Here is a 3238-nt window from a genome sequence, read left to right as displayed (position 1 = left end):
TGTCAGATATATATTTATTAAAATTTATTCTTTTTTGAGGTGAAAGCTGAAAGGTAAAAGGCGAAAGTTATATTTCCCCTAATCTCTAATCACTATTCTCCAATCTCTATTTCTTCGCTGCTTTAGGTGTGACGGTTAAAAACATCCGTTTTCCTTCCAGCTTTGGCAATTGCTCTACCTTACCTACTTCTTCAAGTGCCTGGGCGAAGCGTAATAATAATATTTCACCCTGTTCCTTGTAAACGATGGCACGGCCTTTAAAATGCACGTATGCCCTCACCTTTTCGCCGGCTTCCAAAAATTTGATCGCATGTTTCAGCTTAAATTCAAAGTCGTGGTCGTCAGTGTTCGGTCCAAAGCGTATTTCTTTAATAACCGTTTGCTTGGCGTTGCTTTTTATTTCCTTCAGCTTTTTCTTCTGCTCGTAAATGAACTTGTTATAGTCCGTTACTTTACAAACCGGAGGTACCGCATTTGGCGAAATTTCAACAAGATCCAATTCCTGTTCTTCGGCAATGGCCAGCGCATCCCTTAATGAAAAAATGCCTTGCTCCACGTTGTCGCCTACAAGGCGGACTTCGGTGGCCCTTATAAATTGATTAATGTTGTGTTCGGCTTCCTTTTTCTTAAATGGTAGCCTGGGTCCTCTGTTGAAAGGTTTATTTAAAGCCAAGTTATACTGTTATTTCTTTAATTATCTGTTGTTTAAAATCTTCAATGCTCATGCTTCCCAAATCGCCCTGACCATGTTTCCGAACTGAAACCAACCCTTCAGCTGTTTCTTTTTCGCCGACGATCAGCATATAAGGGATTTTTTTCACTTCAGCGTCACGAATCTTACGCCCTATTTTTTCATCCCTGAAATCAATAAGCCCGCAAATATCGGAATCTTTTAATGATTCTGAAAGTTTTTTTGCATAATCTTCATATTTTTCCGAGATCGGCAAAATGATAAATTGTTCGGGCGATAACCATAAGGGGAAATTACCTGCGCAATGCTCAATCAATACCGCTATGAACCTTTCCAATGAGCCAAAAGGCGCACGGTGGATCATTACAGGGCGGTGTTTCTGGTTGTCGCTGCCGGTGTACTCCAGTTCAAAACGTTCGGGCAGGTTATAATCTACCTGGATGGTACCCAACTGCCATTTACGGCCCAGGGCATCCTTTACCATAAAATCAAGCTTGGGGCCATAAAACGCGGCTTCGCCCAATTCAACTACGGTTTTTAAGCCTTTTTCTTCAGCCGCTTCAATGATCGCTGCTTCAGCCAATGCCCAGTTTTCGTCGCTGCCTATGTATTTCGCCTTATTTTCCGGATCGCGTAAAGATACCTGTGCGGTATAATTATCGAAGCCTAAAGCGGTAAATACATATAATACCAGGTCAATTACTTTTTTAAATTCATCCTTTACCTGGTCGGGGCGGCAAAATAAGTGGGCATCATCCTGCGTAAAGCCACGTACACGGGTTAAACCATGCAACTCGCCGCTTTGCTCGTAACGGTAAACGGTACCAAACTCCGCGTAACGCACCGGGAGATCCTTATAGCTGCGTGGCTTGGTTTTATACATTTCGCAATGGTGCGGGCAGTTCATTGGTTTTAAAAAGAACTCCTCGCCTTCCTGCGGTGTTTTTATAGGTTGAAATGAATCGGCGCCATATTTTTCGTAGTGCCCCGAGGTTACATACAAGCTTTTATGCCCGATATGGGGCGAAACTACCTGCTCATACCCTGCTTTTACCTGCGCTTTGGTCATAAAGTCTACCAAACGCTGGCGCAATGCGGCACCTTTAGGTAACCATAAAGGTAAACCCATACCCACTTTTTCCGAGAAGGCAAACAATTCCATTTCCTTGCCCAGTTTGCGGTGGTCGCGTTTTTTGGCTTCCTCCAGCATGTGCAGGTATTCGGTCAGTTCGCTTTGTTTCGGATAAGTTACCCCGTAAATCCGGGTAAGTTGTTTCCTGCTTTCATCACCGCGCCAGTAGGCCCCGGCTACGCTCATCAGCTTTACGGATTTGATAAACCCGGTATTGGGGATGTGCGGCCCGCGGCACAGGTCGGTAAAATTTCCTTGTGTATAAAAAGTAATCGAGCCATCAGGCAGGTCCTTGATCAGGTCCAGCTTGTACTCATCGCCTTTTTCGGTAAAATAGTCAATTGCATCGGCTTTGCTCACCGGTTTGCGGATAAATTCCTCCTTAGTTTTAGCCAACTCGATGATTTTATCTTCGATCTTTTTAAATTCATCCGAAGAGAACTCGCGGTCGCCAAAGTCAACATCATAATAAAAGCCGGTTTCAATAGCCGGGCCGATACCAAATTTGGTGCCGGGGTACAGCGCTTCTAAAGCTTCGGCCATTAAGTGGGCCGATGAATGCCAGAAAGTGGCTTTACCCTGCAGGTCGTTCCAGGTTAATAATTTTACGTGTGAATCTTTTTCAATCGGGCGGCTGGCATCCCATACCTGGCCGTCAACTTCGGCAGCCAGTACGTTTCGTGCCAAACCTTCGGAGATCGACTGCGCGATCTGCATGGAACTGATTCCCTTGTCGTACTCACGAACGGAACCATCAGGAAGTGTAATATTAATCATCTACAACTATGATTTATTTTTTATAAAATGAATTTCAGGCAATCACCTACAAAGTGATTTATTGTTTGTGTCGCAAATTTATGATAATTTATGGGGATTACACCGATTAATGTTTGATTTCACCGATGAGTGGTCGCCTTTGTTGGTGTTGTCACCAACAAATCGCTATGTACGACCACCTGTCTTTGATCCAAGGGGTTCCTTGTAAAGACTTGACACGCCGGAACTTGGTGTGTGTCCAAGTTGCAAACTTGGACAGGCGGGAAAAATAGAAAGACACGATTTATTTTCGCCTTTGTTGGTGTTGTCACCAACAAATCGCTATGTACGACCACCTGTCTCTGATCCAAGGGGTTCCTTGTAAAGACTTTACACGCTGGAACTTGGTGGAGACAACACTAACAAGGGCGGAAAGAAATTGCAGCAATTGCCTTGCAAACTCTGTTTTTAAACATATTGGATTATCAGTAAATTACGTCGATTAGAATAATAGCGGAACAGTATAACCTATTGATAATAAGTGTGTTTCATAGTGTTCCATTGAGTCGTACTGGAAAAGGTTGTCACTTTTTTTTATAAAGTTAAGACTATTTGTTGCTTGTTTGTCGTGTTAGGATGTGGGGAACGCAGAGCGTTCT

At 43.5% G+C, this 3238-nt stretch carries 2 protein-coding genes; both read right to left on the bottom strand.

Going from position 1 to position 3238, the window contains the following annotated elements; genetic code table 11:
* Nucleotides 1-106 precede the first annotated feature (106 nt).
* Complete coding sequence (gene infC / locus QZY09_RS22045) at nucleotides 107-673, bottom strand: translation initiation factor IF-3 (RefSeq protein WP_096352843.1); 567 nt, start codon at nucleotides 671-673, stop codon at nucleotides 107-109.
* A 1-nt stretch (nucleotide 674) separates the two neighbouring features.
* Nucleotides 675-2600 carry a threonine--tRNA ligase gene (thrS, locus tag QZY09_RS22040; protein ID WP_295676185.1) on the bottom strand — a complete coding sequence of 642 codons (1926 nt, stop codon included), beginning with the start codon at nucleotides 2598-2600 and terminating at the stop codon, nucleotides 675-677.
* Nucleotides 2601-3238 lie beyond the last annotated feature (638 nt).

The organism is uncultured Mucilaginibacter sp. (assembly GCF_903913935.1).
In the GTDB taxonomy this organism is placed as follows: Bacteria; Bacteroidota; Bacteroidia; order Sphingobacteriales; family Sphingobacteriaceae; genus Mucilaginibacter.
Note: the sequence above shows the minus strand (reverse complement) of the source record. Positions and strands in the feature narration are given on the sequence as shown.